Source organism: Pseudomonas sp. 14P_8.1_Bac3 (assembly GCF_025466085.1).
Classification (GTDB): Bacteria; Pseudomonadota; Gammaproteobacteria; order Pseudomonadales; family Pseudomonadaceae; genus Aquipseudomonas.
The window spans coordinates 13,889-36,728 of record NZ_JANLOD010000048.1 but is presented as its reverse complement, the minus strand read 5'-3'; the positions used below and the strand labels follow the sequence as shown (position 1 = coordinate 36,728).

17 protein-coding genes are annotated in these 22,840 nt (G+C 58.2%); 1 reads left to right on the top strand and 16 read right to left on the bottom strand.

The features are described 5' to 3' along the window. Positions 1-68 precede the first annotated feature (68 nt). Both NTD84_RS13055 and NTD84_RS13050 read right to left on the bottom strand, forming a co-directional pair. Positions 69-2,438, bottom strand: coding sequence for a membrane-bound PQQ-dependent dehydrogenase, glucose/quinate/shikimate family (locus tag NTD84_RS13055; RefSeq protein ID WP_262165992.1), 2,370 nt, complete (start codon positions 2,436-2,438; stop codon positions 69-71). 40 nt (positions 2,439-2,478) lie between these two features. Further along, positions 2,479-3,819, bottom strand: a complete 1,341-nt coding sequence (locus NTD84_RS13050) for a carbohydrate porin (protein ID WP_262165989.1) — start codon at positions 3,817-3,819, stop codon at positions 2,479-2,481. 600 nt (positions 3,820-4,419) lie between these two features. Here NTD84_RS13050 and NTD84_RS13045 point away from each other — a divergent pair. Then, positions 4,420-5,712 carry an amidohydrolase gene (locus NTD84_RS13045; RefSeq protein ID WP_262165986.1) on the top strand — a complete coding sequence of 431 codons (1,293 nt, stop codon included), beginning with the start codon at positions 4,420-4,422 and terminating at the stop codon, positions 5,710-5,712. Between the two features lie 47 nt (positions 5,713-5,759). On the opposite strand, the gene tcuA is transcribed toward NTD84_RS13045, so the two are convergent. The 14 genes from tcuA to NTD84_RS12975 form a co-directional block, all read right to left on the bottom strand. Continuing rightward, positions 5,760-7,226, bottom strand: a complete 1,467-nt coding sequence (gene tcuA / locus NTD84_RS13040; RefSeq protein ID WP_262165983.1) for an FAD-dependent tricarballylate dehydrogenase TcuA — start codon at positions 7,224-7,226, stop codon at positions 5,760-5,762. A gap of 142 nt (positions 7,227-7,368) precedes the next feature. Beyond that, a complete protein-coding gene (locus NTD84_RS13035; protein ID WP_262165980.1) occupies positions 7,369-8,445 on the bottom strand; it encodes an SMP-30/gluconolactonase/LRE family protein in 1,077 nt (358 codons plus the stop codon). Positions 8,446-8,544: 99 nt separating this feature from the next. Then, a complete protein-coding gene (locus NTD84_RS13030; RefSeq protein WP_262165977.1) occupies positions 8,545-9,390 on the bottom strand; it encodes an alpha/beta fold hydrolase in 846 nt (281 codons plus the stop codon). A gap of 319 nt (positions 9,391-9,709) precedes the next feature. Then, positions 9,710-10,723, bottom strand: a complete 1,014-nt coding sequence (dmpG, locus tag NTD84_RS13025; protein ID WP_262165974.1) for a 4-hydroxy-2-oxovalerate aldolase — start codon at positions 10,721-10,723, stop codon at positions 9,710-9,712. 10 nt (positions 10,724-10,733) lie between these two features. After that, on the bottom strand, positions 10,734-11,672 hold the full coding sequence (locus tag NTD84_RS13020; protein ID WP_262165973.1) for an acetaldehyde dehydrogenase (acetylating): 939 nt from the start codon (positions 11,670-11,672) through the stop codon (positions 10,734-10,736). Between the two features lie 14 nt (positions 11,673-11,686). After that, positions 11,687-12,475, bottom strand: a complete 789-nt coding sequence (dmpE, locus tag NTD84_RS13015) for a 2-oxopent-4-enoate hydratase (RefSeq protein ID WP_262165971.1) — start codon at positions 12,473-12,475, stop codon at positions 11,687-11,689. 27 nt (positions 12,476-12,502) lie between these two features. Beyond that, entirely contained in the window at positions 12,503-12,958 is a 456-nt protein-coding gene (locus NTD84_RS13010; protein WP_262165968.1) for a GlcG/HbpS family heme-binding protein, read from the bottom strand. Beyond that, positions 12,955-15,375 (bottom strand): efflux RND transporter permease subunit, encoded by a 2,421-nt coding sequence (locus tag NTD84_RS13005; RefSeq protein ID WP_262165966.1) that lies wholly within the window; start codon positions 15,373-15,375, stop codon positions 12,955-12,957. The genes NTD84_RS13010 and NTD84_RS13005 overlap by 4 nt, the downstream gene beginning before the upstream one ends. A gap of 30 nt (positions 15,376-15,405) precedes the next feature. Continuing rightward, entirely contained in the window at positions 15,406-16,470 is a 1,065-nt protein-coding gene (locus NTD84_RS13000) for a WD40/YVTN/BNR-like repeat-containing protein (RefSeq protein ID WP_262165964.1), read from the bottom strand. A gap of 58 nt (positions 16,471-16,528) precedes the next feature. Next, entirely contained in the window at positions 16,529-17,896 is a 1,368-nt protein-coding gene (locus NTD84_RS12995; RefSeq protein WP_262165960.1) for a DUF1329 domain-containing protein, read from the bottom strand. A gap of 9 nt (positions 17,897-17,905) precedes the next feature. Next, positions 17,906-19,582: a DUF1302 domain-containing protein gene (locus NTD84_RS12990; RefSeq protein WP_262165958.1), complete on the bottom strand. Its 1,677-nt coding sequence runs from the start codon at positions 19,580-19,582 to the stop codon at positions 17,906-17,908. A gap of 109 nt (positions 19,583-19,691) precedes the next feature. Continuing rightward, entirely contained in the window at positions 19,692-20,912 is a 1,221-nt protein-coding gene (locus NTD84_RS12985) for an acyl-CoA dehydrogenase family protein (RefSeq protein WP_262165955.1), read from the bottom strand. A 55-nt stretch (positions 20,913-20,967) separates the two neighbouring features. After that, positions 20,968-21,504 (bottom strand): flavin reductase family protein, encoded by a 537-nt coding sequence (locus NTD84_RS12980; RefSeq protein WP_262165952.1) that lies wholly within the window; start codon positions 21,502-21,504, stop codon positions 20,968-20,970. A gap of 80 nt (positions 21,505-21,584) precedes the next feature. Beyond that, positions 21,585-22,475, bottom strand: coding sequence for a VOC family protein (locus tag NTD84_RS12975; RefSeq protein ID WP_262165950.1), 891 nt, complete (start codon positions 22,473-22,475; stop codon positions 21,585-21,587). Positions 22,476-22,840: the final 365 nt, after the last annotated feature.

Genomic DNA, 22,840 nt, shown 5'->3' with positions numbered 1-22,840 from the left:
ATGTGCGGCATGGTCAAAAAAGGCCGTGATACTTTCAGCCCACGGCCTTTCTTTATTTGACTGATTGCCTAATCCAGACGGAACGCAATCACGCTATCACCCAAGGTTGTGCCCAGGGAGCCATGACCACCTGCGGAGATGATCACATACTGCTTTCCATCGCTGCCCATATAAGTCGATGGTGTGGCCTGCCCACCCGCGGGCAATTCAGTCTGCCAGAGAACTTCGCCAGTGTTGATGTCGTAGGCACGAATAAAGTTATCCGCCGTCGCGCCATGGAAAACCACACCACCGGCAGTCACCAACGGCCCACCATGGGCAACCATGCCCATCGGGAAGCCAATCGGGAAGCGCCCTGGCAAGAAACTGGTTTTCAGGTTTTTACTGGTGCCAGTGCGGCGCATCCATTCGGTTTTGCCGGTGTTCAGGTCAACCCCAACCATACGCCCCCAAGGCGGCGCGATACAGGGAACGCCAAGACTGGAGGCGAACTGCTGAATATGGATGGCATAGTCGCCGTTGAAGTTTTCGTTCCAGTAAGGCGTTCCATCCTGGGTGAACAGGCGCTTGTCTTCTGTTTGCGCGGTACGCTTGATCAGGTTGTATTTATAGGCGAGACGCACAGGCGCTGCGATCAGGATCTGCCGATCAGGATCGACAGCTACCGAGCCCCAGTTGAATGCGCCGATATTGCCAGGAAAAATCAGCGAGCCCCGCTCGGTGCTTGGCGTCCATGGATTGCCGTCGTAACGCAGCTGGTTGTAGCTGATGCGGCAAGACATCTGATCGAAGGGCGTCATGCCCCACATTGATTTCTCTGTCAGTGCTTCAGGAATGAAGTTGAGTTTGGAAACCGGCTGCGTTGCTGCAAAGTGCTCACCCTCAACGCCGCCTTGGGTTGAGACCTTGACCTGATCGACAGGGACTATCGGCTCCCCGGTCAGGCGATTGAGCACAAAGATATTGCCGACCTTGGTTGGCAGCAGCAATGCTGGTTGCTTGCCGCCCTCTTTTCCCAAGTCGACCAACGTAGGCTGCGAAGGATTATCGCGGTCCCACAGGTCGTTGTGCGAAGTCTGGAATTTCCACTTGAACGCACCCGTGCTCAGGTCGAGTGCAACCAAAGTGTCGCGGAATTTTTCAGTGTTGCTATTCGGATCACGCTTGATGCCAAGTTCATCGGGCGAAGCATTACCGAAAGGTACGTAGACCAGTCCATTTTTCATGTCGGCACTCAGGGTGCCCCAAGCCACAGGCGTGTCATAGGGATAGGTTTTATCCGCTGCGATTGGCTGGGTGTTATCCGGATTGGCTGGATCGAAGTTCCATACCAACTGGCCTGTGATCACGTTGTAGGCACGGATCACGCCAGACGGGTTGCCATCGTTGTACCCGTTGTCCATGACCGAGCCACCGACAATAATCAAACTGCCTGCCACTAGCGGTGCCGCTGTTTGCATCAAGGCATGCGGGCGAACCTCGCCCATGTTGGCACTCAGATCAACCACACCGCTGACGCCAAAGTCATTGCAGACTTTGCCAGTATCCGCGTCCAGCGCCACCAGCTTGGCATCTGCCGTTGCCGTGATGATGCGTTTTTCGCACTGCACCGCAGTGGGCTGTTCACTATCGGAAGAGGCAGAGTAATAACTCACGCCTCGGCAGGTCTGATGCTGTTGCAGGTAGGAGCGGTTCTTCTCCGGCGTGTATTTCCAATCCAGTTTCCCGGTTTCCGGGTTCAGCGCGTGCACCTCGTTATGAGCGGTACACAGATACACCCGATTATTGACCTTCAGCGGCGTCGCTTCAAAGGTGTACTCGCTGGCATCTTTTTCAGCATCGCGCAGGTCGCCGGTGTGGTACTCCCAGGCAACCGTCAACTTTTTGATATTGGCTGGCTTGATCTGGTCAAGGCTGGAAAAGCGCTGGCCATTATTGGTACCGCCATAAGCCACCCAGTCCTTCCCTGCTACATCGGTGCTGCGTGACGTCACTGGATTGTTGAGCTGGCCTTGTATCGGGTAGGGGTCGTAAAACATGACCGCTAGCACGATCACCATCATTACCCCTACCGTGCCACCAAGAAAAGGATGAAAACCCCGAGTATCGGCCGGCGCCTGGGCCTGATTTAGCGGACGTACTACCCAAGGGAGTGCCAGCCACAACCCTATCAACGCGAACAGGTCGCCTCGGGGAATCCACTGCCACTTATCGAAGCCAACTTCGTAGATGATCCAGAGCAGAATCCCCCACATCATCAGCGCATACAGGCTCAGCGCCGATTTCTTTTTCAGGAATATCAGAACCGCAGTCACCAGCACGCCAACGGCAATGACCGCGTACGCTGACGAACCACCGGCAGCCACCAGCTGTACGCCCATATACAGCAGCGAAATACCCAGTATCGCCATTACGACACTTGTCACTCTGAGAATCATTGTTATTTACCTAATTTGTAAAGGAATCAAAAGCCGCGGTTCAGAACACCGTATTGACAGTCAAGCCTACGACGGTAGCGTTATCCACTTGGTAAACGCCGCCGGGATTGGCGAGGTACTGAATGTTGGGACGCAGCATCAGCCAAGGCGTCAACTTGAAGTCGTAATGCACTTCGGCGGCGTACTCGGCGTGCTGGATTGGCTGATAAGCCGGGTTGTCATAGTCAGTGAGATTGCGCGTCTCGTTGTGCAAGCGCTGATTTTTTGTCAGCGCCGAATTGACGTGCAACTCACTGAAGCCGATCGCCAGCGAATCCTGCGGACGAGCGTCGAATGGACCGGCATAAATAGCGCCCACTTGTGCCTGCCAATCCAGGGTGCTGCTGCGCTTGTCGTACTGGGAGTAATGGGCGAACAGGCTAAGACCTCGCTTGGCGTCACCGTCCACAGTGGTGATTTGCTGGCGAGCATAGGCATACATGCCATAGCGCCCATCGAGCTGGTCTGCCGGCTCACCCGTTACCTGTTTGTTTTGGCCGTTGGCATCTTCCAGCACATCATTGGCCGTTGCGCTGTTCCAGTAGCCTCCAACCATGTACTTGCCCGCCATCCCGGCCTCACCTAGCGACGGAGTCCAGCCCAACTCGCTGACATAGGTCGTTCCCTGCCGGCCTGATGTGTTCAGCTTGAAGCCATTGTTGCTCTCCAGCAGGGTCGGGTTGTATTCGTAGACGCCTGCCTGGGCGTAGATTTGCGGCGTGATGTTGACCTTGATCCGCCCTCCCCACTGTCCCACCGGTGAGTTGTACCAAACGGTGGAGGCGTGTCCGACCAGGCCGCCGCACAATGAGTTGTTCTGAAAAACACAACCTGTCGAATCGAAGTCACTGCCGATAGGCAGGCGACCGACTTTTATGTCCAGGACGTCATCGAGAAATTTTTGTTGATACGCCAATGTGGTAATGCGCCACGTCTGGCCACGGCCGTAGTTCTCCTGGACCGAGGAACCGAGCGTACCCGTGCGTGAGTCTGTTAGACGATCATTGGTGATGTCTCGACCGCTGCGCTCTGTAATGAGTAACTGAAGATTGGCCTTTTCCAAGCCCAGGATCTTTTCAAGATCAAAAGCCCCGCCCATGTTGAACTGATCGGTATAACGAGCCGTATGATCGTGATCATATCCACCGCGAAGATTGGCAGCACTTTCCGACTGATAACTAAATTGAAAGTCATACCCCTTATTCAGTAATTCGGTCCGCAGACCACCCCAGTCGCCGGTCATCCATCGAGAGTTAGCAGAGAACATTTGCTCCTGCGCCATGACTCCCGTTGTAACACTGCATATCAATAATCCACTGACAGGAATGATCTTGATTTTCACTGGAAACCTTACTGGATGCGTTCTATTACGAATTAGAGGAGAAAGTGCGTTGCACGCACAACTGAAAGGCAGCAAGCCTAACATATAGATAGCAGCCTATCAATTAGTCGGCTATTAGTAATTATCTCGTTAAAAAATAGATATTTAGCTGCAAACCAGCGTATTTCTCGGATGACCATGGACCTATCGAGGTAGCTACGAGCACCATTCAATATCGAGATACAGACTATCGACTATATCGATTACTGTTTAATCGCCCCCGACACCTATTACGGAGTATGGGGTCCACTCAAAGCTATGGAAGTTTACAATTCGATATGCCCCAGCAATATGCGCCACTGCCTGAGTCAATGAATTTGTAATGTGATCAACATCCGATACCTCACAGGTATGAAGACATACTTGCTAAATATTAGACACTGGATACAAAAGGCGCGAAGCTTAAAAGCCGTTCAACAATATTCGCGTTGACGGATTCCAATACAGGCGTGCCTGTTACTCACACGCGCCCCTCACGCAACAGCCAATTGCCTGCGTAAAAACCATAGGGATAACCCTGCCTTGATTCGTTTTATCAACCCCTCGCTATGCCTGACAGTTTTGACAACGCTCGTCGCCACTTGCAGCCAAGCGGCTGACCCCGATTGGGTCGACACAGCGGTCGTCGCGGTCAATCAGGAAGTCATCGATCTGCGCCACACCATTCACCAGCATCCGGAACTGGGCAACATGGAGTTCAAAACCGCCGAGCTGGTTGCCGAACGACTCAGGGCGTGGAATATCGAAGTGCGCACTCAAGTTGGTAAAACGGGGGTTGTCGGCGTTCTCAAAGGGGGGCAGCCAGGGCCGGTGGTCGCTTTGCGCGCGGATATGGATGCGCTGCCGGTCATGGAGATGACCGGCCTGCCCTTCTCCAGCAAAGCCACCGGCATCCGCCTGGGCAAGAGCGTGCCAGTGATGCACGCCTGTGGACATGACACACATACCGCTATGCTGCTGGGCGCTGCCAAGGTACTGGCGGAGCATCGGGATCAGATTCGCGGGACGGTGGTCTTCCTGTTCCAGCCTGCCGAAGAAGGTGCCGCCGATGTCGACGAGTTCCAGACCGATACGCTGATCGGCGCACAGGCAATGATTCGCGACGGAGCACTGGACTCACCCAAGGCTGAAGCAATATTTGGCGTTCATGTCATGGCGGGTTATCCGACCGGGCATCTGTATTACAAATCCGGGACCGTGCTCAACAGCAGCGACTCCTTCCGCATCACGGTCAAGGGTCAACAGACTCACGGTTCCGCGCCCTGGAGCGGGGTCGATCCGATTGTCGCGAGCCAGGGAATCATCGGCGGTTTGCAAACGTTGGTCAGTCGACGAATCGATCTGACCCAGGGCATGGGCGTGATCAGTATCGGCACGCTCAATGCCGGATCGGCAGCCAACATCATTCCCGAGACGGTCGAGATGACCGGCACCATTCGCACCAACAATGCCGATATCCGCGAGACGATCCTGAAAAAAATGCCGCCGCTTGTAAGCGGAATCGCCAGCGCCTACGAAACAGACGCCAAGCTGCTGCTGGTGAACAAGGCACCGGTGACAACCAATGATCCGACGCTGACCGAATCCATGGTTCCGGCATTGGAGCTGGCAGCGCCGGGCAAAGTCGCGCGGCTGGATTCCTCGCTGTCGCCCAGCGAAGACTTCTCCTACTACGCGCAAAAGATACCCGGACTGTTCGTGTTCCTGGGCGCAACCCCCGCGGACCAGGACATGCGTAAAGTGCCGAACAATCACAGCCCCTACTTCACCGCCGATGATGCGACCCTGGCTACCGGGGTCAAGGCGCATGTGCAGTTTGTCGTCAACTATCCAGGGCGGCGTCAGCCCGGATGATCTGAAGAGGAAGACGCATCGTTCGACGCTCCATTTGCGCAGCGATCTCAACCGCATCGCGTTGCTGCCTCTGCGCCGGCGATGCGCCCAAGCACGGAACCGGAAGTCAGCCCCGCCCCACCTGCGTATTTGACGTAATAGAGGTTTCCCACCAGTTCACCCGCGGCGTAGAGCCCGTCGATGGCCTGATCCTCCTCATTCAACACTTGGGCCTGACTGTTAACCTTCAAGCCACCGAAGGTGAAGGTGATGCCGCACGTCACCGCATAGGCGACAAAGGGTGGACGATCCAGCGGATTTGCCCAGTTTGACTTTGGCAACTCCAGGTTTTGAGTCGAACGGCCGTCACGTACGGCCGGATTGAACGGCACATCGACTTGCACTGCCGCATTGAAGGTTTGCAAGGTGTGCAACAGTGCAGGAGCGTTGACGCCCTCCATCTGCTCGATCAGTCCTTGGAGAGTTGCCGCCTGGATCCGCGTAACGTGACGCCCTCGGTATTCATCGGGAAGCAATTCGTGACTGTGCTGGTCGAAGATCTGCCAGGCCACCCCACCCGGCTGCGCCATGACCTTGGCGCCCATGCTGGAGTAGGTGTAATTACGAAAATCCTCGCCTTCATCGATGAAGCGCTTGCCATCCGAATTGACCACGACGCCGAGGTGGAAATAGTTTTTTTGCTGGTTCAGGCAATTCAAGTCGCCTGTTTGCGGCGCGTTAATGTCGTAGAACACGGCATGGCAACCGGACCAGTTACCGTGTGCCACTGCGCCAGCGTCCAAGGCCATACGGATTCCGTCACCGGTGTTGTAGCGCGACCCCCGGACCTTGGCCAGGTCCCATCCCGGCCCCAGGTATTTGGTGCGCCATTCCAGATTGGCGTGAAAGCCACCTGTTGCGAGGATCAGGGCTCGCGCGGAAAACTGACGGCCGTCTGCGCAATAAAGCTGCCATACACCCTCAGGACCGCGGCTGATGCGTTGAGTACGACAGCCGTAGAACACCTCCACAGCGTCTTTTTCCACTCGGCGAAACAGCGCATCGACCAGCCCCAGGCCGCCACCGGAAACCTCAATGGTCAACCCGCCCCAAAAACGGAATTTGCCATCCACCTTGAAGGCCTGGCGACCATAGATGGGCATGAAGCGCACGCCCTTCGAGGTCATCCATTGCAGGGTATCCAGGCTCTGCGTCACAACCGTGTCCAGCACGTGCGGATCGCTGCGATATTGGCTCATCGAGGCCAGCTCGCCGAAAAAATCATCCTGAGTATAGGTGCCGAAATCACTGTTCTGGATTTCACTCTCCAGCAGGTCCGGCATCAAGCAACGCAAGTCTTCAACGCCCCGATAAGCCACACGAAAAGCACCTCCGGTGTGCGCTGAATTTCCGCCCCGCAGCGCTTGCGGCGCACGTTCCAGCAAGGCCACTCGCGCCCCGTGTTCGCGAGCCGAAAGCGCCGCGCAAAGCCCGGCATTGCCGCTGCCCAAAACGATGACGTCGTAAGGTTGCATATCTACTCCTGATCTGTGGACTTCATCGTCCGATTATCATCAGCCCCGTGCAGGGGAATCAGCCTGCCCGGCCAAATAGGCTTTTCAATAATTAAGCAAGGTGACGCCCGTGCAGCGATTGCGCGGAAAGCATCTGGCTGACTTACAACGCCGGCATCGCGTCGGGTAACAGCAACAGGCGATCACCGGCAAATGCTCCGACGAACACATCGCGACCGACCTGTAATGCGGTAGAGGCGCCATACACCACCCCTTCCCTGGCCCGCAGCAGTTCACGGCTGGAACCTTTGAGAGGGTCGATCAACGCCACCACCGCAGCGCTGGGGCAGAACTCGTTGTGGCTGAGGAAACACCTGCGAAAGGTCTGTACATCCGGCACACCGGCCGTAAGCAGTTGGCCATCCGTTGTCCAGGTCAGGTTGTCCGGCAAAAAGTCCAAGACGATCTTGCTGACGACTTTTTGCTGCTTGAAATCGTACTGCCACACTCCGCTGGCCGGCCACGCGGCGAACCATACCGACTGACCGTCATGACTGACCTGGATGCCATTCGGTGCGGGTGCCTGACTGTTCGGCAGGCGACGCAGGCCCTCGCTGGAGCGCCAGGCAAGCAAATGTCCGGTGGCACGGCCATCGAGCAATTTTTCCAGGTGCGGATCGTCTTTCATCGCACTGAGGCTGAACATGGCCGTGACCACGAAGCCGCCGTCAGGCGTAGCTGCCACATCATTGAGCATCGTGCCGTCCTGGCTTTCGACACAGCCACGCCAAATTGCCTTCCAGGTGTTCCCATCTCTCATGGGCTCAAGAAACTCAACTGCTTCTCGACCGTTGTGGTTGACCACCAGTAATTGCGATCGACCGTCGGCACGTCTGGATAAATGGATGCCGTGGGCACCCATGGTGCCTTGCGGCTCCTCGCACGAAGGCTCTCCCCAGCCTGCTGTCGCCTGCCGCTCGATGACCATATCGGTGACTGTATGGGAGGCCAGTTCCATGATCCGCAAACGACTTTGGTGACTGGCAGCCAGTCCCGGAGTGGTACTCAGGAACAGGAAACCGGCATCCGGCGAAAGCTCCAGATCCTCCGCGGGCGCCATGCCGCAGATCGGCGTGTAACCGCTTTGCGCGGCGCACGCGGGGACCTGTGGTGCTGCGGCACAGGCAGCGCTGCTGACAGCCAGCGCCAAGACAACACCGGTCAGACGTATGTCAATCATGATTCAACCCCGTTTTGTTGTCGTTATGGGTCCATGTGCGGGGCACAAGATGGTCGCAAAACTCTCGCCGCCATGGCGGCGAGAGGGATGCGCCAGGACTTAGTTGTCCAGGAAGTCGATGACCAACCGGTTGAAGGCGTCCGCGTGCTCCCACTGAGCCCAGTGGCCACATTGACTGAACACGTGCAGGCGCGCGTCCGGCAGGCCATTGAGCAGCTTGAGGCTCCAGTCGATAGGCACGAAACGGTCGTCGCGGCCCCAAGTAATCAGGGTCGGATGCTTGATGTCCGGAAGGTTCGCAGTGAAGTCACCCATCTGGAACTTGCTCAGATCAATGCTCTTGAGGAAGTTTTCCAGGTGCTGGGGGTTCGCCAGGATGCTCCGGTGACGCAGGTTAATGAGTTCTTCGGTCAGTGCGCTGGAGTCATAGACAAACACATCCAGCATCTTCTTCAGGTTTTCCAGGCTCGGGTCACGGTACACACCGAAGAGCAACTTGATGCCTTCCATCGGTAACGGCGTGAACAGACTGGTGCGCCCTACTCCACCCGAGCCCATCAGAATCATTTTGTCCAGGCGCTCTGGACATTCCACCGCAAAGCCCAGCGCACTGCCGCCCCCCATGGAGTTACCCACCAGGTGCGCCTTGTCGATGTCCAGTGCATCCATCAACGCTTTGATCGCTCGAGCGTTGATCACAAAGCGAGGCTCCGCTGTGACCAGCGGATCCGACTTGCCGAAGCCGGGGCAGTCCATGAGGATTACGCGATAGCCCGCGTCGACAAACGCATCGACGTTGCGGTGAAAGTTCGCCCAACCGGTGGCGCCTGCACCCGAGCCGTGGACCATGATCACAACAGGGCCTTCCCCTGCCTCGTTGTAATGCATTTTCCATTCAGGAGTTTGCACGAATTTGCTGGTGCTTTCTTGGGTGAATCGACTCATTTGAATTAGTCCTTATTATGGAGGTGAAGCAGAAGCGAACACCGCGCTGAACACGCCGGTGCAAAAGAGAAGAGCGCAGCAGTGGCGTCCTGCGAATTGATATGAGCAACGACTGTGCCAGCCGAACAAGAGGGAATAAAAACTACAACTTATTCTATGTAAAACAATAACTTACGAACAAAACCCAGAACCCTCCAATGGGTTCGACAACGGGTTATCGCCAGGCCTTTTATCGAAGTTTTCTTGTTATTCATAAAATTCGAGATGAAAAAGATGAAGGCGCTGGCTGCGCCTTCATCGCCGCCGCAGACTTGCGGTATCAAGGCGCTTTGAGCAGGTCCAACGCAACGTCAACAATCATGTCTTCCTGACCGCCCACCATGCGCCGTTTGCCCAGTTCGACGAGGATGTCGAGGGTCTTGAGACCGTACTTCGCCGCCGCGATTTCGGCGTGACGCAGGAAGCTTGAGTAGACGCCGGCATAACCCAGTGCCAGGGTTTCACGGTCGACGCGCACCGGACGATCCTGCAATGGCCGGACAATGTCATCGGCGGCATCCATCAGCGTGTAGAGGTCGGTGCCATGGTTCCAGCCCAGGCGCTCGGCGGCGGCAATGAACACTTCCAGCGGCGCATTACCGGCCCCGGCGCCCATGCCGGCGAGGCTGGCGTCGATGCGGTCACAACCTTCCTCGACAGCGGTGATCGAGTTGGCCACACCCAGGCTCAGGTTGTGGTGGGCGTGCATGCCGGTTTCGGTTTCCGGTTTGAGCACGGCCTTGAAGGCGCGGAAGCGATCGCGGATGTCCTGCATGTTCATCGCGCCACCGGAGTCGGCCATGTACACGCAGGTCGCGCCGTAGCTCTCCATCAACTTGGCCTGAGCGGCCAACTGCTCGGCCGGGATCATGTGGCTCATCATCAGGAAACCGACGGTGTCCATGCCCAGCTCGCGGGCGTACTCGATGTGCTGTTTCGAGACATCCGCTTCGGTGCAATGGGTGGCGATGCGCACCACACGGGCACCGGCGTTGTAAGCCGCTTTCAGGTCATGCACCGTGCCGATGCCGGGCAGCAAAAGCGTGGTGATTTTCGCGTGGCTGATCACGTCGGCCGCCGCTTCGATCCATTCCAAATCGGTATGCGCGGCGAAGCCGTAGTTGAAGCTCGAACCTTGCAAGCCATCGCCGTGAGCCACTTCGATCGAGTCGACCTTGGCCTTGTCCAGCGCGCGAGCAATGTCCTGCACGTTCTGCAGCGAATACTGGTGGCGAATCGCGTGGCTGCCATCGCGCAGGGTCACGTCAGAGATGTAGATTTTCTTGCCATTCATGTCGGTCTCCTCAGGCGTTGAGCATCGACTGCGCCATGCGCTCGGCGGTGGCCAAGGCAGCGGAGGTCATGATGTCGAGATTGCCGGCATACGCTGGCAAGTAATGGGCGGCGCCTTCGACTTCGAGGAACACCGAGGTCTTCAGGCCCGAGAATCTGCCCAGTCCGGGAATGTGCAGCGGTGCGTCTTCGGGAATGACGTCGAACTGCACTGTTTGCTTCAGGCGATAGCCGGGTACATACGCTTGTACGGCGGCCGCCATCTCGACAATCGAGGCTTCGACCAGTGCCTGATCCGCAGCGTCGGACAGGACAAATACCGTGTCGCGCATCATCAGCGGCGGTTCGGCCGGATTCATCACGATGATCGCCTTGCCCTTGGCTGCGCCGCCGATCACTTCGATAGCCTTGGAGGTGGTCTCGGTAAATTCGTCGATGTTGGCGCGGGTGCCTGGACCGGCCGATTTGCTCGCAATCGAGGCGACGATTTCGGCGTAGTGCACCTTGGCCACGCGCGATACTGCAGCGACCATCGGAATGGTCGCCTGGCCACCGCAGGTAACCATGTTGACGTTGAGCTGGTCGAGGTTCTGCTCCAGATTCACTACCGGCACGCAGTACGGACCGATGGCAGCGGGCGTCAAATCGATCAGGCGGATACCCGGTTTGATCGAGCGCAGAAAGGCATCGTTCTTTACATGCGCGCCGGCCGAGGTGGCATCGAAGACGAAGTCGATGTCCTTGAAGACGTCCATGCGGGTGAGGCCTTCAACGCCTTCGTGGGTGGTGGCCACGCCCATGCGCTGGGCGCGGGCCAGACCGTCGGAGGCCGGGTCGATGCCGACCATGACCGCCATTTCCAGGTGGTTGGCGTTACGCAGGATCTTGATCATCAGGTCGGTGCCGATGTTGCCGGAGCCGACGATGGCGACTTTGAGTTTATTGTTCATGATGTTGTGCAACCTCAGTCGAAACGCACCGAGCAACTGCCGATACCGGCAATGCTCACCCGCAAATTATCCCCAGCGCCTACAGGCACCATCGCCGACAGCGCACCGGACAGAATCACTTCACCGGCCTTGAGGCTCATTCCCAATCGGCCCAAGGTATTCGCCAGCCACGCCACGGCGATAACCGGCGAGCCCATGGTTGCGGCCCCAGCGCCGGTGCCAACGATTCGGCCATTTTTTTCCAGCACCATGCCCGTTGTGTACAGGTCCAGATCGCGCGGGCTGACCAAACGATCACTGAGCACGAACACGCCGCACGACGCGTTATCCGCCACCGTGTCCTGGATCTTGATTTTCCAGTCGCGGATGCGCGAATCCACGATTTCGAAACACGCCATTACGCCCTCAGTCGCCCGTAATACGTCGGCCACGGTGATGCCGGGGCCGGACAGGTCGTGTTTAAGGACGAAGGCAATTTCGCCTTCGGCCTTGGGCTGGATCAGCCCGGCCATGGCCACGCTTGCGCCCTGTTCGACGACCATGGCATCGGTCAATTGGCCAAAGTCCGGCTGACGCACGCCGAGCATGTCCATCACCGCCTGACTGGTGACGCCGATTTTTTTGCCGATGATTCGCTCACCGCTGGCCAAGCGCCGGCCAATGAGGTGTTGCTGGACCTGGTAGGCCTGCTCCAGGGTCAGGCCCGGATGGCTTTCGGTCAGCGGCGCGATGGCTTGTGCTTCAACGAGCGCATTGAACAGGTTGTCGCCCAGCTGTTGCGTGTCGATGCTTGAATGGTTCATGTAATACCCCCTGTTCGTTGGTAGAAATCAGCGCTGCATGTTTTGCGTGATGGCGTCGTATCCCGCGGCCGCACAGTCACAATCCTGCTCTTCGCTGGCGCCGGATACGCCGATTGCACCCACCAGTCGATCCTCCAGGTGTAATGGCAACGCCCCTCCCATCGGCACCAGTCGTGGTCGCAGGATCAGGCACTGGCGGACATGGTCGGGGGCATCGCGCAGACGCTTGCCGACATCCGCGGTGGGCAAGGCGAAGGACACGGCGGTCAACGCCTTGTCCTGCGCAAGATCGATGGTGTGCAGTGGCGCCCCGGCACTTCGACCGAAGGCCAGCAGGTGCCCGCCCCCATCCAGTACCGCAACGCTCACCCGCCAGCCGTGGTTGCAGGCATATTGCAAAGCGGTGTCCAACGCCAACCGGGCGGTCGCCATGCTCAGCGGATCAGTCAACCGGGTGTCGGCCAATGGAATGCCCGAGTTCATACAGAGATTTCCTTGAGAGAGCTGATCGGTTGCGCAACCGGTTGGACCGGGTGCAGCAGGTAGCTGGCCAATGCAGGCACCAGAACCAACGCCACCAGCATGTTGCAAAGGAACATGAAGGTGAGCAGAACGCCCATGTCAGCCTGGAACTTGATCGGAGAGAACACCCAGGTGACAACACCCAGGGACAGGGTCAGGCCGGTGAAAACCACCACCCGACCGGTAAACATCAATGCCTGTCGATAAGCCGTTGCCAGGCTCTCGCCGCGGCGCAGCCAAAACAGCGTCACGCTGAGGATGTACAGCGCGTAGTCGACGCCGATACCTACACCCAGCGCCACCACCGGCAAGGTTGCGACTTTCAGGCCCATGTTCAGCTGGACCATCAGCGCCTCGGCCACCAGCGATGTGAGGATCAACGGCAGCACTGCGCACAGCACCGCACGCCACGAACGAAAGGCAATGAAGCACAGCAGCGACACCACCAGATACACCCCCAGCAGCATCCGAGTGTTGGCGCTTTTCACCACCCTGTTGGTCGCGCTTTCGATCCCGGCATTGCCGGCAGCCATCAGGAACGTGGCCTGCTCGTCGTTGAATTTTTCTGCGAAGGCCGCCGTGGTATTGACCACCGACTCAAGCGTGTCGGCCTTGTGATCCTTGAGGTAGGCGTAGATCGACAGCAGGCTGCAGGTGCCGTTGAACAGCTCGCGCGGTGAGCGCATGGCCGCCGCGTTGATCATCGATTGGTTGGGGGGCAACTCGTCCCACTTGAAGTTGCCCTCATTCATCCCGACGTTGATTTTGCGAGACAGCCCGGCGATGGATTTGGTGGTCTCGACGCCGGGCAACTCGCGCAGTCGCCACTCCAGCTCTTCAACCTTGCGCAACGTCGAGTAGTCGACGCATTTTCCGGCCGGTGTTTCGACCATGATCACAAACACGTCGCTGCTGGCCTGGTAGTGCTCGATGATGAAGTGGTTATCCTGGTTGTAGCGCGAATCGGCACGCAACTCCGGCGCTCCGGGATCGAGGTCACCGACCTTCAAGTCCTTGCCAATCCATAACGCGCCAAGCCCGATGAGCACCGCCACTGCAATGGCCAGCCGCGCTGCACGTCGACCGGTGAAGTGCTCGAAGAGTCGCACCAGTAATGGCGGGGATTGTGTTTCTTGCAGGGTTTCGTGCTTAAGGCTCCGGGCCGCTGCAGCCGATGAAACACCGGTGAACGAGAGCATGATCGGCAGCAAGGCCAGGTTGGTGAACACCAGGATGCCCACACCCAAACTGGCGATCAGCGCCAGTTCCTTGATGACCGGAACGTCGACGATGGTCAGCACTGCAAACCCTACGACGTCCGCCAACAGAGCGGTAATGCCCGCGGCAAACAAACGGCGGAAGGTGTAACGGGCAGCGATCAACCGGTGCGTGCCGCGCCCGACATCCTGCATGATGCCGTTCATTTTCTGCGCGCCATGGCTGACCCCAATGGCATATACCAGAAATGGCACCAGGATCGAGTAGGGGTTGAGCTCGTAATCCAGCAACGGCAACAGGCCGAGCAACCAGATCACCCCGATCAACGTGCAGCCCTGCACCACCAGCGTACTGCGCACGCAGCGGGTAAATTGATAAAGGATCGCACTGGTGATCAACACCGCCACCGCAAAAAAACCCAATACCGCGTAAAGGCCATCGATCAGGTCACCCATCACCTTGGCGAAACCGATGATGTGGATGTCGACACCCCGCTGCTGATAGGTATCGCGCAGGGCTTCCAGACTGTCTGAGAGCTGTTTGTAATCCAGCGCCTGCCCCGTTTTGGGATCGATTTCCAATAGCGGCAGATAGACGATACTCGAACGCAGGTCCCGGGCCACCAATTGGCCGATTTCACCCGAGCGCTCGATGTTGTCGCGCAAGCGCTCCAGGCTTTGTGCCGAACCCTCGAAGCCGTCCGGCACCACCGGACCACCGTCGAAGCCGTCTTCGGTCACCCCTTGCCAGCGGGTGGCCGGAGTCCAGAGCGAGCGCATGAAAGCGCGGTCGACACCGTTGACCAGATACAACTCATCGTTGAGCTGACGCAGGGTCTCCATGTACTCGGCGTTGAAAATATCGCCCTCACCCTGCATCGCCACCGCCACCCGCATCGCGTTACCGGCCCCTTTGAGGTCGCGGGCATGCTCGAGGTAATTGAGCGTGAAGGGATGATGCGCCGGAATGGTTTTCAGGTAGCTGGCGTTGAGCCTCACCTGACTGGCAGCAACGGCGAGCAGCACCGTGACCATCAAACAGAAACCAACCACCAGGTAGCGGTGGTTGAACAACACGCGCTCAAGGCGATTCCCTGAGTACTTGTCGAAGTCTGCCAGGGAAGCGATAGCGGTGAAGCCATCGGAATTACCGGTAGCCATAGTCAGTGACCTTCTTCTATGCGAGCCGACTTAGCGCAGCGCGCTCGGCGGGAAGCGAGTGATGCCATTGGTGCCAACGGCCAGGCTGCCGCCATCGGGCATGGCCAACAGAGCAATCAACGGAAAGCGTTCTTCGGGCGTTACAGCTCGAAAGCTGCGACCGTCATCGCGACTGAGCCAGCCCTGCCCCGACTCATCGGCCAGCAGCACAGAGCCGTCCCGCAGCTGGGTCGCAGCTGTCAGGCTTTTGGTCGACGCCATGGCCACAGCCTGCCAACTGGCCCCTCGATCGGCAGACCGGAACACATGTCCGCGCAAACCAACAGCCAGCAAGCTGTTGTTGTGGGTAGCCAGCAAGGCAAAAAAGCTGCCTTCGTAAGGGCTGGTAAAACGGCTGAAATCCTGAAGGTCATTGCCGATGCTCATCAACGCACCTTGCTCGCCAGCCACGTAGATTCGCCCGCCCATGGTTTGCACGGCATTGAGGTGTTGCGATTCGCTGCCATCCAGCAGCCCCAGCGCCGGTTGCCAACTCTGGCCGGCGTTTTGCGTGCTGAACGCCAAGCCATAAGCGCCCAAGGCCAACACCTGTCCGTCACCCAGGCACTGCACGGCCAAAAACGGTTTGTCCGCGCCCTCGGCCACCCAGCGGCGTGCCTCATTCATTCGGTCAGGGTCATGGCGTGCCTGCAAAATCGACTTGGCCGCTTGTGCACCCTCCAGTTGCCGAGCCCAGTTAGCCCCGCCGTCGCGTGTGACAAGGATCACGCCGCGATGACCGACAGCCCAGCCATGGGCCGCATCGGCAAAGCACACGGCGGTCAGGCTGACCGTCACCGGGACACTGGCTTGCTGCCAGTGCAGGCCGCGATCGTCGGAGTAGAGAATGGTGCCTCGCACCCCGGCGACCACCACGCGCTCGCCAGCCATCGCCGCGGCATTGAGCGCGGAGCGGCTTGCCAGCGTTGATACCTGTGCGCTCTGCTCTAGGGTGTCGGCTACGTTCCGGGTGCCGGTGCCGCTGGCGGCCGACGCCAGCTCACCGATGACGCCCAGGAGCAACAGGCACGCCAACGCATATTTGTGTGTATTCACTGCATACCTCCCATCAGGCAGGCGAACCCGGCCGTAACGACAGGGTTCGCCCAGGACATCAACGTGCGCTCATCTTTGTCAGCGACTCGGGCGAAAAGAAGCTTTCACGACGACGATCCGTGATCGCGTACTGCTCGTTACCCGCATCTCCGAGTGCGCAGTTGTACATCCAGGCCTTGGTCCGGTGGTCATGAAAGAAACCGGTGCAGTAATTCACGGTCGCCGGGATATCCGGGGCCACGAACGGTGTGGTCAGGGACGTACGCCACAAGGTGCCTTCGGCATCCCAGCCATCGATCATCGCGTTACCCCAGTTGTCCTCGTCGTAGTAGAACTTGCGCTTGGGCACCGCATGGCGTTTGCCGGCCTTGAGAGTCGCCTCGACCACCCAGACCCGGTGCAGCTCCCAGCGCATGTAGTCCGGATTGACATGACGCTGGGCCATGACTTTTTCATCGGCGTTGGCCAACAGCTGATTGCTGTTGTACGGAATGAACATTTCCTTCTTGCCGATCAGCTTCCAGTCATAACGCTCCGGCGAACCGGAACCGCCAAAGTTCTCATCGACAAAGTTGACGCCAGACGCCACTGGGTTGGGGGTGTCAAAATTGATGCTCGGCGCGCGGCGCACCCGGCGTTGCCCCGACAGGTATTGCCAGAGGGTACGGCCCTGCACGTAGTCCGTGACGTTGTGCACCATCAAGGCTTCGCCCGCCCGAAAAGCCGGGGCGTAGGTCAGTTGAATGGCCATCATGTAGTTGGTGCCAGCGGACTCCGCCGAACCGTCCTTGTAGTAGTACGGGTACTGGGCTTCATCCTCGGCCGCCGTGGCCAGTACCCGCTGGCCGTCGGCCGTCGTGGTCCAGACCTTGTACTTGCTGTGGGTCGACTCGCCACGCCACAGCAGTTGGTGGTTCCACTGCACTTCGATGCCCGTTTTGGGAATCGGAAACGGTACGCCGCCGTAGGCGCCCTTGACGATCAGGCCGTCACTTTCCAGGGTAGCGTGGGTAGCATTTTTCAGCGTGTTGTCATACACCCACTGCGGCGCCGCAGCCGTGCGACGAGTCGGGAACACGTCGATGCGGAAGGTCTGCGGGTTGTCCTTGAACAGCTGGAGCACGCCGTCGCTGAGCTTGTCCTGGTACTTGGCCAGGTTGGCGGCGGTAATGGTGTACAGCGGCTTGTCCTGGGCGAACGGATCGAATGCCCGATGACCCTGCTGGTATCCGGCCGGCACAGTGGTGTAGCCGCCGGTCCAGGCAGGGATGCTGCCATCGGCGTTGCCCGCGCGCTCTGCCCCCATGGGTGTCAGCGTGCTGCTCAGGGCCTGGGCCTCTGTGGCACTGACGGCGCCGAACGCGGACATGACAGAAACGCAAAGGGTAAAGCCTGTCAGCAACTGAGCGATCTTGTTGTTGGGCATGTTAATTACTCAGAAGGTGTGAGACACGCTGAAGGACAGGAAGTCGCGGTCAGCATTGGTCTGTTTGAAGGTTTTGATGCCGTCGATGTTGATCGGCGCCGCAGGGCCGTAATAACCGGTGTAGGCCAGGGTGAAGGTGACCGATTTGAGGTAGTCCGCCGTCAGGCCGACGTTGTAGTCGCCACCCTTGGCCTGGCTGAAACCGCCCACTGCGGAAGATCGACCATCGATGCCGTAGCTCAAGCCCATCGGCACGCTGAGGTCGACGCCATCCATGACCTGAAAGTAGGTCGGCGAAAAGGCAACCCGGATCGCCGTGGCATCGCGAGTGCCGTTGGGGTCCAGGTTGTCACGGTTTTTATCGACGCTCAGGGTCCGGTTCCAGGCCAGTTCACCCAGCAGGCTGGCGGTGTCCCACAACGAGCTGGTCGGCATGATGTAGATCATGTTGACCTGCGCGTGAGCGGTGCGGCCGACCGCATACAGCGGGTTGCCATCGTTGTCGCCGTTACCCGCCAGGTCGGTCATGGTCAGGCTGACCAACGGCGCGTTATCGCGCACCGAGGTTTCAAAGCCGACGTTGATGTCACCAAAGCCTCGGTTGGCACTGAAACCATAGGCGCGGATGTCTTCGGGGAACACCAGCATGTACTCGCCAATCTGGTCTGGACGAGAGCCCGCGCCAATGCCGGGGCGCACTTGCACCTGGAAATTCTTGTCGTGATAGTTGATGGCGTACAGGCCGAAGTCGGTGTCCAGTGCATCGGAGCGGTAGCGCAGCTGCACGCCCCACTGGCCGCTGTCACGCGCCCTGATGTCCTTGCCTCGGTAGAACGACGCTACCGGAGCACCCTCCGGTGTGCGCCCGACGACGATCCGCTCGCCACCTTCATCGAGTAAATCGGCCGGGCTGAAGTAACTGCCGGCCCCTGGAATGCGCGTGCGCTCCCATTCGAACTGGTAGTAACCGCCAACCGAGACGGTCGGGGTGAGTTGCAGCTGAGTGGAGAACTGTTTGACCGGCAGCCCAAGCTCCTTGTACTGCGAGTTGGGCACCGTCAGCGCACGCACCGCATCGATAGGCTGCTGCCCGGCAGCAATGCCGTTGCCACCGAAGAACAAGCTCTCGCCATAGACGAGCGAGTGCTGGCCCAGCCGTGCGACGCCCCACATTTCATCGCCGATGTCGAAGTTGCTGTAGACGAACGCATCACGAAATTCCGCCCCGCGTCCGTGCAGGTCACGGGTATCGTGGGTGAACCGGTCGTAACGCACACTGTAGGAGTTGACGGTGCCCGGTGAGTCGTTGTCGTTGCCCTTGTTGTACACATCGTCGTACCAGGCTGCACCGCTGACCCGGGCACCGACCTTCTGGTACGAAACGTCGAATTCCGAGAACAGGTCCAGGCGATTGGAAATGATCCCTTTGTTGAAGTTGCGATCACCGTCATCCAGGTTCGAATCCGCGACCAGCTTGCTCTGCTGGTCCTTGACGCGCCAGGCGTTGGAGTATTTGACGTTGGTATCGAACCGGACCTTGAAATCCTGATTGCCGGTATCGAAATCGACTGCATGCACCGTCGATAAAACTGAACAGCCCAGCAAGGCTGTGGCCAGGCGGCCCAACCTTAAACGCTGGTCAACCGCTCGCACGGAGCCGAGTACTCGGTTCTGATGATTAGACATGAAAAGACCTCTGCGACAGTAAGCCGGTTTCTTGTTTTTATGGATGACGACCGGGTGATCGGCCGTCGGGGCTCGCCGGGCGGAAAACAGCCCTCCCGGTCCTGCTTACTCAGTCATTGATCGACACTGGCTCCAGGCCAAACATCATCGGAGGCAATTGCTGCCCCAACAGATAGGCGCCGAGCATGCCTGCGGTGTCATCAGCGTTCTGGGTAATGTGGTTGGAGGCGGCGATGACGTCGCGCAGGATTCGCTGGAGTGGGTTATTGAGGTAGATGCCCCGTGCCGACGTAGCCTTGAACAGCAGCATCACCGCCTCTTCGCAGTCGCGACCGACACGCGCAATGTCGAGCATGTAATGCACGCGGTCAAAAGCCGACACCAGCTCGCGCCGCTCGACGTATTCGCTGCTCTCGGCAAGCATTTGCAGGAGCCGCGCACGGGCTGAACGCACCCGCACCACGGCATTGCCCAAACGGTCCTTGACGTACGGGCTCAATGCCGCGCCTGCGCCGTCGGTGGTGTTGGTGCGCACACTCATCTGCCGAATGTACTCATCGATCCCGCCCTGGGCCATCCCCACGATCAAGGCCGATACGGCGCCAAAAAAGATCTGGTTGAACGGATACAGGTAGTTCGCCGGACGTTCACTGTAGGTGTATTGAATCAGGCTATGGGCCCGGTGATGCGGCACGAACGCATGCTTGATCACCAGGCTCTTGCTGCCCGTACCGGCCAGGCCGAATGTGTACCAGTCGTCTTCAATGACCCATGCGGAGCTGGGCACCAGCATCGACAGCCGATCAATCACCTGGCCGCTGGCATCACGTCGCAGACCGCCGAGGAATGCCCACTTGCCGTGATCGCAACCGCTGGAGGTTTTCCACGTGCCGCTGATGTTGAAACCACCCTCGACCTCTTCGACCTTGCCGAACGGCGGGTAGGACGAGGCGGTGATCACCGTGTTGTCCTCACCCCAGGCATCCAGGCAGGCCTGTTCTGGCAACGAACCGTATTCCCACTGGTGGATCCCCAGAATCATCATGTTCCAGGCACTGCTGCAGCAGCCGCGGCCCAACTCCATCAGGACTTTGTAGAACACCGCAGGCGCCATCTCCCAACCGCCATATTCCTTGGGCTGGAGGATCTTGAAGAATCCGGCGTCAACGAACGCCTCAATGGTCTGGCTGGACACCATGCGGTTGTTTTCCACTGACTCGGCTTTTTCCATCAGCATTGGAATCAACCCACGCGCACGTTCCAGCAATTGCGCTTCAGTAGGGATCGCCTGGGCATCCACAGGCTCGGTTGTCTTGACGAAGTTGTTCATAGGTTTGTGATCTCTTGTTTATTATTTTTTCTGCACGTCGCAAGCCGTCAGGGCTTCACTTGAGCGCAGCGAACCTGCTGTTGAAGTACACCAAAGGGCCGTCCTGCTGTTGCAGCCCCCGGACGCCGACAACTTCACCGATAAACATGTCGTGGGTGCTGGCCGGGATGACTTGTTCCAGCCGGCACTCGAAACTCACCAATGCATCTTCCAGCAGCGGTACGCCGGTGATCCCCGACTCCCAACACCCTTCTGCAAAACGCTCCTCACCGCTGACCCCTTCCACCATTCCGGCAAAGCGTTTGGCAATGAACTCCTGGTCTTGCGCCAGCACGTTGATGCTGAAAGCGCCTGCTCGCTGGATGACTTCATGCGCACGAACGTTACGGTTCACGCAGATCAACAGCCGGGGCGGATCGGCGGTGATTGAGCACACCGCCGTGGCCGTCAGCCCGGCGCGCTCGCTGTCATTGCCGCTGGCGATGACCACACAGGCACCGGCCAGATGGCGCATGCCTTTACAGAAATCAGCGGTCGCGACCGTGGGCGGTATCACTGTTTGCGTACTGCTCGATTGAATGGCGTTTAACATCTGGAAAACCTCACTGTGTCGCAGGCACGGATGCCCTCATGCGTGTGTGCTGCACGGCCGGGCCGGCAGTCCGCCGTGGATCAGAGAACGATGTTGCGTTTGTGACCCCAGTCGCTCATTTTGTTGAACGCCTTCACTTCCCAGTGCTGATCGTCGATGACGACGCCGCCCCATCCCATTTCAAAGTTGAAACCCGAAGGGGTCTGGGCATAGAAAGAAAAGGTCTTGTCGTTCGGGTGATGACCGAGTTCGAGAATGATCGGGATGCCTGCCTTGATGCAGCGGTCGTAGGCCAAGCCGACGTCGTCCATGTTCTGCACCTGGACCATGAAGTGGTTGAGCACTTTTGGCATGGGTGCCTGCGCGGTGGCGATGGAATGGTGGCGGCCCGTTGCGGTGTGGAAGAACGTGGCGTCCACCACGATCCCCGGTTGCACTTCCTCGCGAATGTAATCGCTGACTCGCAGCTTCAAGACGTCCTTGTAGAAGCGCACTGTCTCCGGTCCGTTCTTGGCAAACGGCAAGAGGTGACCGATGCCCAGATCTCCGGTCACAAAACTGCCTTTGAGTACTTTGGAACGGAACGTGTCGTTCAGGCCTGCTTCGCTGTGGCCGTAGAAAAACTCGTGAGTGAAACCATTCGGGTCCTGAATGCTGTACGCCTTCTCCACCCTGCGTCGCTGCAACATTTCCCTGGAAAGCACTTCGACGGGAACATCTTTTTCACGCAGTTCGCCGACATAACTTTCAAGCTCCTGCTCGCTGCGAAATTGCCAACCAGCGACCAGGATGTCGTCGACGGGATTTTTTTCCAGGAAGAATCGCTGCGCGTATTCATCCATGCGCAGGGTCAACCCCTGCTCGTCGCGTTTTGCCACTTGCATGCCGATAATGTCGGTGGCAAGCCACTGCCATTTATCAAGGTCGCTTACACCGAATCCTGCGTAGGCCAACGAGTGAATTTCTGCCACTTGCCTGCACCTCATCTTGTTTTTGTTGTTCTGCTCTTCGCGGTAACGCTCTGAAGAACAGCTGTTGAAGGGACAAGAGCAAGCGCTGTGCCAGTAATCAGTATTCTAAAAAGTTAAAATATATTCCTTGTTAATCAGATAGATATGATTGACCAACAGCGACGATTCGCTTGCAACCAAAGATCGCGCCGCTGCAGGAGGAATTAAGAAAATTCGAAAATCACGAATTTCATTCACGGATTTTCGTGAATGCCAGACAGGGGGGAAAAATTTAGCCGAATGCAGTGAATGGATAGCGCACCCAACGCGCCTGTGTTTCAGTGCGATCAGCTGGTGAGGTCGCTCATGACATTCCTGGCACGCGT

Excerpts from the sequence above, each read along its gene's own strand:
- NTD84_RS13055 (WP_262165992.1), bottom strand. The coding sequence starts at position 2,438 with ATGATTCTCAGAGTGACAAGTGTCGTAATGGCGATACTGGGTATTTCG.
- tcuA (WP_262165983.1), bottom strand. The coding sequence starts at position 7,226 with ATGCAACCTTACGACGTCATCGTTTTGGGCAGCGGCAATGCCGGGCTT.
- NTD84_RS13035 (WP_262165980.1), bottom strand. The coding sequence starts at position 8,445 with ATGATTGACATACGTCTGACCGGTGTTGTCTTGGCGCTGGCTGTCAGC.
- NTD84_RS13030 (WP_262165977.1), bottom strand. The coding sequence starts at position 9,390 with ATGAGTCGATTCACCCAAGAAAGCACCAGCAAATTCGTGCAAACTCCT.
- dmpG (WP_262165974.1), bottom strand. The coding sequence starts at position 10,723 with ATGAATGGCAAGAAAATCTACATCTCTGACGTGACCCTGCGCGATGGC.
- NTD84_RS13020 (WP_262165973.1), bottom strand. The coding sequence starts at position 11,672 with ATGAACAATAAACTCAAAGTCGCCATCGTCGGCTCCGGCAACATCGGC.
- dmpE (WP_262165971.1), bottom strand. The coding sequence starts at position 12,475 with ATGAACCATTCAAGCATCGACACGCAACAGCTGGGCGACAACCTGTTC.
- NTD84_RS13010 (WP_262165968.1), bottom strand. The coding sequence starts at position 12,958 with ATGAACTCGGGCATTCCATTGGCCGACACCCGGTTGACTGATCCGCTG.
- NTD84_RS13005 (WP_262165966.1), bottom strand. The coding sequence starts at position 15,375 with ATGGCTACCGGTAATTCCGATGGCTTCACCGCTATCGCTTCCCTGGCA.
- NTD84_RS12995 (WP_262165960.1), bottom strand. The coding sequence starts at position 17,896 with ATGCCCAACAACAAGATCGCTCAGTTGCTGACAGGCTTTACCCTTTGC.
- NTD84_RS12990 (WP_262165958.1), bottom strand. The coding sequence starts at position 19,582 with ATGTCTAATCATCAGAACCGAGTACTCGGCTCCGTGCGAGCGGTTGAC.
- NTD84_RS12985 (WP_262165955.1), bottom strand. The coding sequence starts at position 20,912 with ATGAACAACTTCGTCAAGACAACCGAGCCTGTGGATGCCCAGGCGATC.
- NTD84_RS12980 (WP_262165952.1), bottom strand. The coding sequence starts at position 21,504 with ATGTTAAACGCCATTCAATCGAGCAGTACGCAAACAGTGATACCGCCC.